Annotated in this window: 12 protein-coding genes; 4 read left to right on the top strand and 8 right to left on the bottom strand. The window is 70.4% G+C overall.

Features of this window, described 5'->3' with window-relative positions; genetic code table 11:
• Nucleotides 1-216: 216 nt before the first annotated feature.
• Nucleotides 217-1,458, bottom strand: a complete 1,242-nt coding sequence (locus SD37_RS19755; protein ID WP_044853278.1) for an MFS transporter — start codon at nucleotides 1,456-1,458, stop codon at nucleotides 217-219.
• Complete coding sequence (locus tag SD37_RS19750) at nucleotides 1,455-2,033, bottom strand: ArsR/SmtB family transcription factor (RefSeq protein ID WP_044853277.1); 579 nt, start codon at nucleotides 2,031-2,033, stop codon at nucleotides 1,455-1,457. Before SD37_RS19750 ends, SD37_RS19755 begins: the two co-directional genes overlap by 4 nt.
• Nucleotides 2,034-2,151: 118 nt before the next feature.
• Between SD37_RS19750 and SD37_RS19745 the strand changes: the two genes are divergently transcribed.
• From SD37_RS19745 to SD37_RS19735, 3 genes are all read left to right on the top strand, one after another.
• A complete protein-coding gene (locus SD37_RS19745; RefSeq protein WP_044853276.1) occupies nucleotides 2,152-2,688 on the top strand; it encodes an NADPH-dependent FMN reductase in 537 nt (178 codons plus the stop codon).
• 76 nt (nucleotides 2,689-2,764) lie between these two features.
• The gene (locus tag SD37_RS19740; RefSeq protein ID WP_044853275.1) at nucleotides 2,765-3,709 is read left to right on the top strand and encodes a 5'-3' exonuclease; all 945 of its coding nucleotides are present in this window, start codon (nucleotides 2,765-2,767) and stop codon (nucleotides 3,707-3,709) included.
• On the top strand, nucleotides 3,706-4,674 hold the full coding sequence (locus SD37_RS19735) for a pirin family protein (protein WP_065912892.1): 969 nt from the start codon (nucleotides 3,706-3,708) through the stop codon (nucleotides 4,672-4,674). The genes SD37_RS19740 and SD37_RS19735 overlap by 4 nt, the downstream gene beginning before the upstream one ends.
• On the opposite strand, the gene SD37_RS19730 is transcribed toward SD37_RS19735, so the two are convergent.
• The 5 genes from SD37_RS19730 to SD37_RS19710 all read right to left on the bottom strand — a co-directional run bounded on the left by SD37_RS19730 (nucleotide 4,671) and on the right by SD37_RS19710 (nucleotide 11,317).
• A complete protein-coding gene (locus SD37_RS19730) occupies nucleotides 4,671-5,891 on the bottom strand; it encodes a GNAT family N-acetyltransferase (RefSeq protein ID WP_044853273.1) in 1,221 nt (406 codons plus the stop codon). The genes SD37_RS19735 and SD37_RS19730 overlap by 4 nt on opposite strands.
• A gap of 44 nt (nucleotides 5,892-5,935) precedes the next feature.
• Nucleotides 5,936-6,343: a DUF4333 domain-containing protein gene (locus SD37_RS42055; RefSeq protein WP_081736581.1), complete on the bottom strand. Its 408-nt coding sequence runs from the start codon at nucleotides 6,341-6,343 to the stop codon at nucleotides 5,936-5,938.
• A gap of 34 nt (nucleotides 6,344-6,377) precedes the next feature.
• Nucleotides 6,378-7,577 carry a GNAT family N-acetyltransferase gene (locus SD37_RS19720; protein ID WP_044853481.1) on the bottom strand — a complete coding sequence of 400 codons (1,200 nt, stop codon included), beginning with the start codon at nucleotides 7,575-7,577 and terminating at the stop codon, nucleotides 6,378-6,380.
• Between the two features lie 42 nt (nucleotides 7,578-7,619).
• Complete coding sequence (locus tag SD37_RS19715) at nucleotides 7,620-8,387, bottom strand: DUF4333 domain-containing protein (RefSeq protein ID WP_044853272.1); 768 nt, start codon at nucleotides 8,385-8,387, stop codon at nucleotides 7,620-7,622.
• 152 nt (nucleotides 8,388-8,539) lie between these two features.
• Complete coding sequence (locus tag SD37_RS19710; protein WP_037319625.1) at nucleotides 8,540-11,317, bottom strand: DEAD/DEAH box helicase; 2,778 nt, start codon at nucleotides 11,315-11,317, stop codon at nucleotides 8,540-8,542.
• 41 nt (nucleotides 11,318-11,358) lie between these two features.
• Here SD37_RS19710 and SD37_RS19705 point away from each other — a divergent pair, with 41 nt between their 5' ends.
• Nucleotides 11,359-11,646 (top strand): hypothetical protein, encoded by a 288-nt coding sequence (locus tag SD37_RS19705; protein ID WP_052675046.1) that lies wholly within the window; start codon nucleotides 11,359-11,361, stop codon nucleotides 11,644-11,646.
• Between the two features lie 211 nt (nucleotides 11,647-11,857).
• On the opposite strand, the gene SD37_RS19700 is transcribed toward SD37_RS19705, so the two are convergent.
• On the bottom strand, nucleotides 11,858-12,733 hold the full coding sequence (locus SD37_RS19700) for a diacylglycerol/lipid kinase family protein (protein WP_044853271.1): 876 nt from the start codon (nucleotides 12,731-12,733) through the stop codon (nucleotides 11,858-11,860).
• Nucleotides 12,734-12,737 lie beyond the last annotated feature (4 nt).

Below are 12,737 nucleotides of genomic sequence, written 5' to 3'. Positions count from 1 at the left end.
GGCCCTGCCTTTTGGCCTTGCGGCGGGTGCTCTGATCGGCGCGTCCGGGGATGGCGACCTTGCTCCGCCGCTCCCGCGGCGTCCAGCAGCCGCAGCAATTGCGGTTGATCCCCAACCCGACCGAATGAGGGTCACCGCCAACGGCAGACCGGCTCCCCCACCCAAGGAACCCGCCACCCCGGCGACTGGCCCGCAAACCAAGAAACCCCTGACCGGTCAACGAACTCCACCCACCAACCGCTCATTCCCGACCGGCGCAGGATCGTCGAGCCCCCGCCAAACCCGGAAGACCGCCGGAAAACTGGTGGCGATCAGATAAACCCCACCGAAGATCGCGAGCGCACCGACGAGACCGATCCCGTCCAGGAGAAGCCCCGCCGCGAGCGAGCCGAGCGGCATCACGGCCAGCACCCCGCCCACCAGCAGGCTGAGCACGCGGCCGCGGACGGCTTCCGGCACCCGTTCGTAGACCACCGGCAGCAGGATCGGGTTCAGCGCGCCGGCACCGATTCCGGCCACCACCAGCCCGGCGAGCAGGACGACCGGCGTGGGTTTCAGTGCGAGCAAGGCGAACCTCGGCGCGCCTTCGATGGCGACGGCGGCCAGGACCGCCGAGCGGCGGGAGAACCGGTGGCCGATCCAGCCGTAGAGTGCCGAACCCAGCAGTCCGCCGGCGGCGACGGCGGTGATCATCGCGCCGACGAGGGCGGTGCTGTGCAGGACTTGGTCGCCGTAGGCCGGATACAGCACGCCGATGAGGCCGAAGTCGAGACTGTTGGTGAGCATCAGCATGCCGACGAGCGCGCGCAGCACGGCGTCCCGTTTGACGTAGCCGAGCCCTTCCCGCAGTTCCTTGAGGTAACCGTCCGAAGTGGACCGCGGCGGACCCGCCGCGGTGGGGATCAGGGTGAACACCAGCGCCGCGGAAAGCAGCAGCGCGCCCGCGTCGACGAACAGCACCGGGATCGGGCCGATCAAGGCGATCAGCGCACCGGCGGCGGGACCGCCCACCATCCGTCCGGTCCGCATCGCGGCCTCGACGGCACTGGCACCGCGGCTCATCCGGATCCCGCCGAGTTCGGCGACTCCCGCGAGCAGCACCTGCTTCGCGGTGTCGGCGGGCCCGCGGGACACACCCATCACGAACGACAACGCGATCAAACCCGGCAACCCGAGCCCGGTCGTGCTCACGGCGAGCGGGATCAGGAGCACGGTGACCGTGGTCAGCAGGTCCGCGCAGACGCTGGCCCGGCGCGTGCCGACCCGGTCCACGATCGGGCCGCCCAGCAACGCGGCGACCATCAGGCCCAGCACCTCGGCCGCGGTGACGAGTCCGGTCTTCGTGCCGCTCCCGGTGCTCTGCAGGACGAACCAGGGAATCGCGATCAGTGTCGTCATCACCCCGGCCGAGGAGATCCCCGCGGCCGCGACCAGGGCCCCCAGTGGCACTCTGCTCATGGCGTCTCCGGCCGTGATTTCCTCGGGAAGGCCGCCCAGTGCACGCGGACCTGGGTGTCGCCTTCCTTGGCACGTCTTCGATAACGGCTGATCACGTCGAGGACCTCCTCGCTCAGTGCGGCGGCTTCGTCCGGAGTGAGCGACAGCGGCGAGTCGTGGAACTCGACCTTGTCCATCCACTCGTCGGCCCAGTCCCGCATTTCGGCGACGAACTGCGCTTCAGCGGCGTACCGCTGCTCGATCAGCGTGTGGGCGTACACGCTGAAGGGACCGGCGAGGTCGGGGTCGTCGATGAAGTCCTTCGCGCGCAGCTGATCCCCCTCGTGCACGGCCTTCCACCACCGATCGCGCCGGTTGCCGCGTTCGGCGTCGTCCGTGACCAGGCCGTATTCGGCGAGCTGCCGCAGATGCCAGCTCGTGGTCCCGGAACTCTCCCCCACCCGCTTGGCCAGTCCGGACGCCGTGGCGGGGCCGTCCTCCCGCAGCAGTTCCAGGATCCTGACCCGCAGCGGATGCGACAGCGCTCGCAGCAGACGGCCGTCGACCCGCGCCAGATACCGCTCGCCGTTCCCCATGCGGCAACCGTACAACCGCAGAGGACCCTTTGCAAAGAGTCCTCTGCGGTTACCTCCGCCAAAACTCGCGATTCTGGAGTTTGACTTCAACCTAACTTCAGGTTTTACGGTTCGTTTCATGACAACGAACACGCCTTATCAGCTCGCCGTCGTGATCAGCAGCGTCCGCGAAGGCCGCTTCGCTCCCGTGGTCGCGAACTGGTTCCTCGATCGCGCCAAACAGCGCGACGACGTCGCCCTGTCCGTTATCGACCTCGCCGAATCCCCCGACGGACTCTCCGCCGGTGTCGCCGCCGCGGACGCCGTCGTCGTGATCGTCCCCGAGTACAACCACAGCTACCCCGGCCCGCTGAAGACCGCTCTCGACAACACCGGCCCCGAATGGCACGGGAAGCCGGTCGCGTTCGTCTCCTACGGCGGGATCTCCGGCGGCCTGCGCGCGGTGGAACACCTGCGGCCGGTCTTCGCCGAGCTCCACGCCGCGACCATCCGCGAGACCGTGAGCTTCCCCTACGCCTGGACCCAGTTCGGCCCCGACGGCGAGCACATCGACACCGATGGCGCCGATCTCGCCGCCACCACCTTGCTGAACCAGCTGAACTGGTGGGCCAACGCCCTGCGCGCCGCGCGCCGGGCGCGGCCTTACGCCGCCTGACCGGATTCCGTGGAGGACCCGGCTGGGGGTCGGGTCCTTCGCGGACTTTCGGGGCGGGACATGGCAGGCTGTCCGGGTGACCGGACCTCTCGCCCTCCTCGATTCCGCGAGCCTCTACTTCCGCTCGTTCTACGCCCTGCCCGAGTCGATGACCGCCCCGGACGGGACGCCGGTCAACGCCGTGCGCGGGTTCACCGACACCGTCGCGCGGATCCTCACCGACCGGCGCCCAGCCCGGCTCGTCGCGTGCCTCGACGCGGACTGGCGGCCGAAGTTCCGCACGGACCTGTTGCCCAGCTACAAAGCCCACCGCGTGGCCGAAGAGGTGCCGGAGGGCGGTGACGTCGAAGAGGTGCCGGACACCCTCACCCCGCAGGTCCCGATCATCCTGGAACTGCTGGAGGCCTTCGGGCTCGCGACCGCCGAGGCGGCCGGGTACGAGGCCGACGACGTCATCGGCGCGCTCGCCATCCGCGAGCGGAAATCCCCGGTCGAGGTCATCACCGGCGACCGGGACCTCTTCCAGCTCGTCCGCCACGAGCCGACGCCCACGGTGGTCATCTACGTCGGCAAGGGCTGGAACAAGGCCGAGATCCTGGGCCCGGACGAGCTGGCCGAGAAGTACGGCATCCCGGCCGGGAACGCCGGCCCCGGTTACGCCGACATGGCCGCACTGCGGGGCGACCCGTCGGACGGGCTGCCCGGCGTGGCCGGGATCGGCGAGAAGACCGCGGCGAAGCTGATCACCCAGTTCGGTTCGCTGCAGGAGCTGATCGAGGCGTCCAACGCCGGCGACGCGCGGGTGCCGCTCAAGACCCGGTTGCGGCTGACCGACGCGGCCGACTATCTCGCCGTCGCGCCGACGGTGGTCCGGGTCGCGGCGGACGCGCCGGTCGAGCAGTCCCGTCCCGACGTCGTGCCGTCCGAACCCGCCGATCCGGACAAGGTCGCCGAACTGGCGGAACGCTGGAACCTCGGCCGTTCGGTGGAGCGCCTGCTGGCCGCGCTCCCCAAGTCGTGAGCAACACCGAGGCCGACCCGGCCGAACTGTTGTGCCGCGACAAGCCGGGTGACGGCGTCACCGTGCTGACCCCGCGGGACGTCCCGCTCGGCGGGCCGCGGGCGATCCGGGGGCGCCGGACGCTTCCGCAACGGCGGCGGTCCCTGATCGGCGCGTGGTGTTTCGCCGACCACTACGGACCGCAGGACGTGGCTGAGTCAGGCGGAATGGACGTCGCGCCGCATCCGCATACCGGACTGCAGACCGCGAGCTGGCTGTTCAGTGGCGAGATCGAGCACCGGGACAGCATCGGCACCGTGGCCGTGGTCCGGCCCGGTGAACTCAATCTCATGACCGCCGGACATGGCATCGCCCACTCCGAAGTGTCCACTCCGGACACTTCGACGCTGCACGGCGTCCAGCTGTGGATCGCGCTGCCGGACGAACATCGCGACACCGTGCGGGATTTCCGGCATTACGCGCCGCCGCTGATCCGGCTGCCCGGCGCGACCGCCCGCGTCTTCCTGGGCAGCCTGGCCGGGACCACCTCACCGGTTCCGGCGTTCACTCCCCTGCTGGGTGCCGAACTCACCGTGGAACCCGGCGCGGCGCTGACCCTCGACGTCGATCCGGCCTTCGAACACGGGGTCCTGCAGGACATCGGTTCCCTCACCGTCGCCGGAACCGCGCTGGGCACCGGAGAACTCGCCTACCTCGCACCCGGTCCCGATGCGCTCGAACTGGCCAACCACGGCACCGGACAGGCCAGGGTGCTGCTCCTCGGCGGGACCCCGTTCACCGAGGAACTCGTCATGTGGTGGAACTTCGTGGGCCGCGGTCACGAGGAGATCGCCGAGTACCGGGAGGCGTGGCAAGCACAAGCGGACCGGTTCGGCCGCGTGGACGGCTATCAGGGCACCACGGCGTGGCTGCCCGCACCCGCGCTGCCGCAGGTGCGGATCAAGCCCCGTCGCAACCCGGCCTAGAAGAACGTCCCGCACCACGGGGCCCGCGCGGTGTGGAACAGCACGTCGGCGCGGGCGACGGCCGCCGCGTCCAGCACCTCGACGCGGTGCGCCGTCACCAGATCGCTGAAGAGGCCGTCGCCGAGGTACAGCGACGCCAAGGTGTCGGCGTCGAGCCGGAGTTCCGCGTCGGCGGTCGTGCGGTCCACCCCGCCCGGGCCGACGACGTAACGGCCGTTGTTGCCCGGAAGCTGCCGGTCGAGCACTTCGAGCACCACGGGTTCGGCGGTGCCGTAGGTGCGCGCCCGCAGCGCGGCGAGTACGTCGACGAGCCGCACCCACAAATCGTCGATGACCTCGGTGGTGTTGACCGCCCGCGGGTCGGTGAGCAGTGCGGCGATCGGCTCGTCCATCGGGCGCCCCCGTCCGGTGACGGCCGAGACCAGGTCGACCGACAGCAGGAAGCGCCACAAACCCGCCTGAGCCCCCGGTGTCGCGGCGTGCATCTCCCGGATGTCCAGCAGCGCGCCCCGTTCCGGCGCCTGCCGGTCGCGCTGGTCGATGGTCTGGTAGACCACGAAACCGTCATCCCCGTCGGATCCACTGTGGACGGCGACGCGATAGCCCTCGTCCCCGGTGACGATCCGGTCGAAGAAGCCCGGCCACCACATGACCGGCCGGGCGAGGAAACCGGGCCGCTCGCCCGCGAAGCGCCGGTACAGAGCCGGGACGCACTCGACCGCCTCGGCCGGGCTGACGAGCCTGACCATCCCGTCCCGCCCTACGCCGTCACGAAGCCGCGCCCGGGGGCGTTCCACGAGAACACTCTTCCCGTAAGTGGCCGCGCCGTAACCGAACCGGCCGTAGATCACCCCTTCCGAGGCGTGCAGCGCGGCGAGCGGGAGGCCGCGTGCCGCGATGTCCTCCAGCTGTGCGGCCATCATCGCGGTGAGGATCCCGCGGCGGGTCCAGTCGGCGCGGACGCCGACGCCGTCGACGGCCGCGGTGGCGAGCTTCCGTCCACCTGGGACGGTGAGTTCGGTCTCGAAGGAACTGGCGATGCCCACCGGGGTGCCGTGATCGTCGAACGCGGCGAACTTCCCGGCCGCGGGCCAGCTCGGGGCCATCTTGGCCCAGGTCTCGTCCGAAGCCGCCTTGCCGTGCAAGGCCTGCGAGAGGACGTCGAGACAGGCCCGTTGTTCGCCTTCCGCCACGGCGCGCACAGAAAATTCGCTCATGACCGCGATCCTGCCGTCCGGAACCGCCGGATCCCAACCGGTTTTCAGCCGGGAGCGCCGACTTCGTAGCGGCCGTCGTTCCCGGTGACGGTGATCGTGACGGTCTTGCCGACCCCGCCGACCTTGACCGTGCAGCTGAAGGTGCTGCCGTCCTGGACGGGCCGGTTGGCAGGACAGAGCACTTCGCCGACGTCGCTCACCTGATAGGTCTCGGTGAGGATCTTGCGCACGTCCGCCTGCATGGTCCGCGGATCGAAGACCCGGCCCGGAGTGCCGGAGGAGGACGGGCCGCCCGAGGACGTGCCGCCGCTGGCCGCCGCGCTCGACGAGGTGCTCGGCGGGACCGTGACGGTCTTCGTCGCCGGCGCGGGTGCCGGCGTGTCCGAACACGCGGCCAGGACCGCGAAAGCGGCACAGCACAGAACGACCGTCGCGACGGCTCGCCTGCTCAAGCTTCTCCACCCCCACCAAGGTGATCTTCCAACGTCAGAAGAAGGTACCGCACCAGGGGGCCACCCGCGTGCCGAACAGCAGGTCCGCCCGCTCCAGGGCGGTCTCGCCGGTGGCACGGACACGGCCGGCGACGGCGAGGTCCGACGCGCGCCAGCCGCCCAGGTACAGCATCGACAAGGTGTCGGCGTTCATCTCGAGATCCGCCGGGTCGGTCGTGCGGACGGCGCCGTTCCCGGAAAGGCGGTAGCGGCCGGAGTTGTGCTCCCGGAAGGGGTCGGTGACCTCGATGACGACCGGTTCGCCCCGGTACGAACGAACTCCGAGCATCGTGGGGACGTCGACGAGACGGAGCCACCCCTCGTCCTGGATCTTCTGCACGGCGACGTGCCGCGGGTCGGTGAACAGCAACTCGACCGGTTCGTCGAGCGGCCGTTTCTGAGCGGTGATCTGGTCGACAAGGTCCACGGACAGCAGATAGCGCCACAACCCGGCGAAGGCGTCGGGACCCGCGTAGTGGAAGGACTGGATCTTCAACAACGACGGGTCGCCGAAATGCGCCCTCTCGACGGTGTAGGTGACATAGCCGTCGACACCGTCCGGGCCGCGGTGCACAGCGGTCGTGACGGGTGTGGTCGCCCGGCGCACTTCCCGTTCGTAGCCCGGCCACAGGTACGGGCTCCTGGCGATCATGCCGGGCCGCGTACGCGGGATCGCGTCGAAGAGCGACGGCCACTGCTCGACGGTACTTTCCAGATCCAGCAAGGTGATCTCCCCACCGGCCGGGACCTCGGGGCGGAACCGGGCGCGATGCCTGTCGATCTCGATCGACTTGCCCCGTGCGGCGATGCCGTAGCCGAACCTGCCGTAGATGGCGCCTTCGGACGCGTGCAGCATCGCCGCGGGGAAGCCGCGGGCCGCGAAATCCTCGAACTGGGCGCGCATCAGGGCCGTCAGCACACCGCGGCGGACGCGGTCGGAACGGACACCGACGAGGCTGACCGCGGCGAGCGGGACCGTGCCGCCGCCGGGCAGCGTCACCTCCGAATCGAACGACCGGACGGTGCCGATCAGCTCCGGGTCGAACGCCCCGAGTCCGCGATCCGGCTGCCTCGACGAGGAGATGGCCGACCATTCCTCGTCGGTCATCTCCTTGACGTGCAACGCCCGCCTGAACAGATCCGTCGCGGCCCGGTCCTCGTCGGCCCGGAGCGGCCGCACCGTGAAGTCACCCATGGGATCGATCATGCCGGATCGACCGCCCCGGGCGCCCGCCGTTTACTTGGGGACGGCGGGCGGCGAGACCTCGTAGTTGCCGGTGTCACCCTTCACGGTGATCGGCACCTCCTGCGGCTTGCCGTCGATCGTGGCGGTGCAGGTGAACTTCACGCCGTCCTTGACCTCCTTGCCCGCGGGGCAGGAGACGGCACTGACGTTCGGGATCTGGTAGGTCTCGGTGAGCAGCTTCTGCACGTCGGTCTGCATCTGCGTGTTGTTGAAGACCTGGGTGTTGAACCAGCCGGGCGTCACGAAGCCGAGGACACCGACCGCGGCGATGATCACCACGAGCGCGCCGATCCCGATGAACAGGCCCTTCTTGGACTTCGGCTTGTCCTGTGTTTCGCCCTGCGTGCCCTGGAACTGGCCCTGCCCGTAGTCGTACTGGCCCGGCTGCTGCCCGCCGTACTGCGGTTGCTGCTGCGGGCCGCTCTGCGGGTAACCCGGCTGCTGGCCGTACTGGGGTTGCTGACCCCACTGCGGCTGCTGTTGCTGTGTCTGGGAGGGGTCGTAGCCGGGCTGCTGCTGGGGACCGCTCTGCGGATACCCCGGCTGCTGCTGTGCCGGGTCGTAGGGTGCGGGCTGCTGGCCCCACTGGGGCTGCTGCTGCTGCGTCTGCGACGGGTCGTACTGCGGCTGCTGACCCCACTGCGGTTGCTGCTGCGGGCCGCTCGGCGGTTGAGCGCCGCCCGGCTGTTGCCCGTAGCCCGGCTGCTGCCCCCATTGGGGCTGCTGCTGGGGGTCGTTGCCGCCATACGGCGTGCTCATCGTTCGCCTCCGCCTGTTCACCATCGTCAGCGGCCGTATCACCGGGCCGTCGTGGCGATCCAACCACAGGTCGGCGCCCCTGCCCACTGTCCCACGCCCAGCTCGTGAGTGGTAATGACGGTTCTGACCGTCATTACCACTCGCGAGGCCGGTCAGGCGCCGCCCGCCGCGACCACGCCGCGCCGCAGGGCCTTCACCGCGTCCGAGGCGGCCGCGCCGACCGGGTCGGCCCTGCCCAGGACGTCGCGGATCTGGTCCAGCAGGTCGATGACCTGCCGCGACCAGCGCACGAAGTCGCCGGCGGACAGCTCCTGACCGTTCGCCTCGGCGGCGGTGAGGACCTTCTCCAGTGATTCGCCGCGCGCCCAGCGGTAGATGGGCCAGGCGAAACCCGCGTCCGGCTCGCGGGTGCGGTCCAGCTTGTGCCGTCGCTCGTCGTCGGTGAGTTCCATCCACAGCCGCGTGGTCGCCTGCCAGGCGTCGAGCACCTTGCCCGCGGGCAGCCGCGGCTCCCCCGCGATGTCGCGGCGCGCCTCGAAGACCAGCGTCGAGACGACGGCCGCGAGTTCGGCGGGCGCCAGGCCCTTCCAGACGTCGTGCCGGATGCACTCGGCGGCGAGCAGGTCGGACTCGCTGTAGAGCCGGGTGAGCCGCTTGCCGTGTTCGGTGACGCGGTCCTCGCCGTCGCCCTTGGATTCGGGGCCGAGGTAGCCGCGCTCGCCCAGCAGCCGCAGGATGCGGTCGAAGGCGCGGGCGAGCGAGTGCGTGGTCGCGGCGACCTTGCGTTCCAGCTGCTCGGTCTCCGCCGTGAGCCGCTGGTACCGCTCGACCCAGCGCAGGTTCGCCTCACGCTCGGCCAGACCGTGGCACGGATGCGACCGCAGCGCGCGCCGCAGGGCGGCCAGCTCACCGTCCTCATTGGCCCCGGCCCGGCGCTTTTGCCTGCCGGGCAAGGAGATTCCGGCGTTGCGCAGACTCGACGCGATGTCACGGCGGGTCTTGGGCGAACGCAGCTCGATATGCTTCGGCAGCTTGATGTTCCCCAGCGCCTCCACCGGCGACGGGAAGTCCGACACCGAGAGCGGACCGGACCAGCGGTCCTCGGTGACCACGACCGGACGCGGTTCCCGGATCGGGTCGAGCCCCGGGTCGACGACCACCGCGAGCCCCGCGCGCCTGCCCGCGGGCACGGCGATGACGTCTCCCTTGCGGAGTTTCTCCAGCGATTCGGCCGTACCCGCCCGGCGCGCGGAGGTGTTCTGCCGCGAAAGCGCCTTTTCCCTCGCCGAGATCTTCGCGCGCAGCTCGACGTACTCGAGCATCTCGTCGAAGTCGCCGGTGATGGCGGCGGTGTAGCCCCGCAGGGCCTCCTTGTTCCGCTCGATCCGCCGCGCGGTGCCGACCACCGACCGGTCGGCCTGGAACTGCGCGAACGACTGTTCCAGCAGGTCACGGGCCGCTTCGGCGCCGACCTGCGCGACCAGGTTCACCGCCATGTTGTAGCCGGGCCGGAACGACGACCGCAGCGGGTACGTCCGGGTCGAGGCGAGGCCGCCGACCTGCTTCGGGTCGATCCCCGGCTGCCAGGCGACGACGGCATGGCCTTCGACGTCGATCCCGCGCCGCCCGGCCCGCCCGGTGAGTTGCGTGTACTCCCCCGGCGTGAGGTCCACGTGCGCCTCGCCGTTGTACTTCACCAGCCGTTCGAGGACGACGGTGCGCGCGGGCATGTTGATGCCGAGCGCGAGCGTCTCGGTGGCGAAGACGACCTTCACCAGCCCCTGGACGAACAGTTCCTCGACGGTCTCCTTGAACGCCGGGAGCAGCCCGGCGTGGTGACCGGCGATACCGCGCTCAAGCGCCTCCCGCCATTCCCAGAAGCCGAGGACGCCGAGGTCGCCTTCGGGCAGGTCCTTGGTGCGCTCGGCGACGATACGGCGGACCTTCTCGACCTCATCGGGGCCGTTCAGCCGCAGGCCGGACCGGACGCACTGGCCGACGGCGGCGTCGCAGCCCGCGCGGGAGAAGATGAAGACGATGGCGGGCAGCAGCCCGGCGTTGTCCAGGCGCTCGACCGTCTCGGTGCGGGATGGCGGCCGGTACCGCGGCATTCGCGACGGCGCCCCTCGCCGTCCCCTCGGCCCGCGCAACCCGGCCGGTGCGAACCGTCCGCCGATCTCCTCGGTGCGGCGCAGCAGGCTGGGGTTGATCCGCAGCTCGGCGCCCGGCGCGTGTTCCTCCTGGCCGGCGAACAGGTCCATCAGCCGGTTGCCGACCAGCATGTGCTGCCACAGCGGCACAGGACGGTGCTCGTCGACCACGACGGTGGTGTCGCCGCGGACCTCGACCAGCCATTCGCCGAACTCCTCGGCGTTGCTCACCGTGGCCGACAGGCCGACGACCCGGACGTGCTCGGGCAGATGGAGGATGACCTCCTCCCAGACCGCGCCGCGGAACCGGTCGGCGAGGTAGTGCACCTCGTCCATCACCACGTAGGCGAGTTCGCCGATGGTCGACGACCCGGCGTAGAGCATGTTGCGCAGGACCTCGGTGGTCATGACCACGACCTGGGCGTTGCCGTTGATCGAGGTGTCACCGGTGAGCAGGCCGACGGCGTCGGCGCCGTAGCGGCCGACCAGGTCGGCGTACTTCTGGTTCGACAGCGCCTTGATCGGCGTCGTGTAGAAGCATTTGCGCCCTTCGGCGAGGGCGAGGTGCACCGCGAACTCGCCGACCACCGTCTTCCCGGCCCCGGTGGGCGCGCAGACGAGCACGCCGTGGCCTGCTTCGAGCGCCTCGCACCCGCGGATCTGGAAGTCGTCGAACTCGAACGCCGATTCCGCGGCGAACCGGGTCAGCTGGGGATACCGAGCGCGGCGCTGGGAGGCTGCGTACGCCTCGGCCGGGGTCTGAGAAGGGCTGTTGACCACTTCGTCAGGGTTCCATACCCCACCGACAGTTCGCATTCGGTGTGACGATCCCGGGAACGGCGGCCGGGCCCGCGGCGCTGCTCGCCGTGCTCTTCGTGCTGCGGCTCCGGCGTAACGCGCGGAACCGGCGGGCCATCCCGGACGCGTCGGCCTGCTGGCGGCGAGGGTGGTTCTGCCACCGGTGCGGCGAGGTCTTCTTCTCGCCGGGCGTACTGGTGGCGATGGCGACGCTCCGGGGCCTGGTGTGGCGAGCGGGCGGCTACGCCGGGCTCAGTCGCGACACCGGGCCCTTGCTTGAGCAGGTAAGCCAAAGGTGGTCGGGTCCATAAGGGACGATTTCCGACGAATCGATGTCTGATTGATGCCTAGATGTGCGGTCCCGGACGGGGTCGTGAGTGGCAATGAGGGTTAGAACGCTCTTTGCCACTCACGACCACCTCGCGAGACCGGGCGAACTGCTCAAGTCGGGCATTGATCGCCGAGAAAGTGTCCCTTTTGGACACCCGGCCTGAAGCGCGCCCGCAACTCCCGGCATCGGGCTCAGCCGAGGACAGTGAGCGCGCCGGGAACGCAGGTGATGTCGATCGGCAGCCCGCCCAGCGGCTCGCCGTCGGCGAAGACGGGAAGCTCGCTGCCCGCGAGGTGGATCTCGCTGGCCTTCAGGGTCCGGACCGCCGGATGCGCGAGGTGCTCGCCGGTGCGGACGCCGGGCAGCATGCGGAGCAGGTCGCGTCTGGTGGCCTTCCCGACGACCGTGACGTCGAAGAGGCCGTCTTCGGGGTCCGCTCCCGGGCAGATCGGCATGCCGCCGCCGTAGAACGGGGTGTTGCCGACGGCGATCATGGTGGCGTCGACTTCGATCGTCTCGACGTCGGTGCGGAGCACGACCGGCCAGGTGCGGAACGCCGTCAGTTCCGCCAGGATCGCCAGGTCGTAGCGGCGCGGGCCGCGAGGCCAGGTCAGCCGGTTGGCCCGTGCGGTGACGAGCGCGTCGAATCCGGAGCACAGGACGGTGGCGAACCATTCGCCGCCGGCGCGGCCGAGGTCGATCCTGCGCCGCTTCCCCGCGGCGATCTGCCGGGCAGCCAGGTCCACCGCGGCGTGTGGACGTTCCGGGACACCGAGTGCCCTGGCGAAGTCGTTGCCGGTGCCCGCGGGGACGAGTCCGAGCGCGACGCCGGTTTGGGCGCAGAACTGGACGCCCTCGTGGGCCGCTCCGTCCCCGCCGAGGACGACGAGCACGTCCAGCCCGGCCGCGCGGGAATCGGTCATCAGCGCGCGGGATTCCTCGACCGTGCCGGCGACGAGGACGTCGAGCCGGTCGACGACGGGCCGCAGCCGTGCCGCGACCGACTCCATCAGCCGTCCCGCCGTTCCGTTCCCGGAGGCGGGGTGGACGGCCAGTGCCGCGTGCATCGCG

Source organism: Amycolatopsis orientalis, assembly GCF_000943515.2.
Lineage (GTDB): Bacteria > Actinomycetota > Actinomycetes > Mycobacteriales > Pseudonocardiaceae > Amycolatopsis > Amycolatopsis orientalis.
Note: the sequence above shows the minus strand (reverse complement) of the source record. Positions and strands in the feature narration are given on the sequence as shown.